This window comes from Rhodovulum imhoffii (assembly GCF_003046545.1).
Classification (GTDB): Bacteria; Pseudomonadota; Alphaproteobacteria; order Rhodobacterales; family Rhodobacteraceae; genus Rhodovulum; species Rhodovulum imhoffii.
In genome coordinates this window covers 1-1,011 of record NZ_QAAA01000059.1, presented here as the reverse complement: position 1 = coordinate 1,011, position 1,011 = coordinate 1, and the positions used below count along the sequence as shown (strand labels likewise).

The 1,011-nt window shown below is 60.5% G+C and carries 1 protein-coding gene and 1 pseudogene; one reads left to right on the top strand and one right to left on the bottom strand.

Features of this window, described 5'->3' with window-relative positions:
- Nucleotides 1-519 (top strand): IS110 family RNA-guided transposase (locus C8N32_RS14815; RefSeq protein WP_107893718.1); only part of this gene is annotated, 519 nt, incomplete at its 5' end.
- 262 nt (nucleotides 520-781) lie between these two features.
- Here the strand turns inward: C8N32_RS14815 and C8N32_RS15425 are convergent.
- Nucleotides 782-958, bottom strand: a pseudogene (locus C8N32_RS15425) (IS3 family transposase); the annotation flags it as partial.
- Nucleotides 959-1,011: the final 53 nt, after the last annotated feature.

Sequence of the window (1,011 nt, the reverse complement as noted above, 5' to 3'; positions counted from 1 at the left end):
ACCGCTGTTCGGGAAATCTGCCGCGGCTTGATAGAGCAGATCGCCGATCTGACCGCCCGTACAGATAAATTGAAGAAGCACATCGACGCCATGTCCCGCGAAGCCGAGACCACGCGCCGCTTGCAGACCATGCCCGGTGTCGGTCCGATCCTGTCGCTGGCGATTGAGGCTTTCGCGCCAACGATGGAGAGCTTCCGGCGCGGTCGCGACTTTGCGGCCTGGCTGGGTCTCGTTCCGCTGCAGAAATCCACGGGTGGCAAACAAAGGCTTGGAAAGATGTCGAAGATGGGACAGCGCGACATCCGCAGGTTGCTGATTATCGGCGCGATGTCGGTTGTGTACGGGGCGACACGGAAGCGCCCACCCGAAGGATCGTGGTTGGCGCGAATGCTGGCGCGCAAGCCGCGCATGCTGGTCGCGGTGGCCCTCGCCAATAAGATGGCACGCAGCATCTGGGCGATGCTGACGAAGGGCGAGGATTACAGAGGACATCCGGTCACACCAACACAGATGGCGTGACCGCTACACTGCACCGGGAAAGGCCCCGGTCGCACGAGTTGTGAGGAAGGCAAGGAACCGTACGGGCAAGCCGATCGAGAAGATCGGGATCGGAAAAACCAGAAAGAAGGCGAGAGCTTCGCGCTCGCATCTCAGATTTGGGTCCGATCCGCAGATCACCATACCGGCCAGCGGCGCTTGGCAAGCCGCACAGAGAAGGCCTGACACAAGCACGCACTCGATCACACGCGCGACGGTTCATTGTTTTGCTTGCAAACCGGGCGGCATACACACAGGCCTTCTTGACCCACTCGTTCAGCGTCTGCGGCGCGCAACCGATCTTCGAGGAAATAGACAGGATCGCCGACCAGCGGCGCTCATGCTGCCCTGCGTTGTCCAAAACCATGCAAACAGCGCGCTCGAGTACTGCGGGGGAATACTTGCTCGTCGTCTTGCTCATGATGCTCCATCCTACTCAGAAGTTGGAGCCTCCGGAAAACCCGGCGCGGTTCA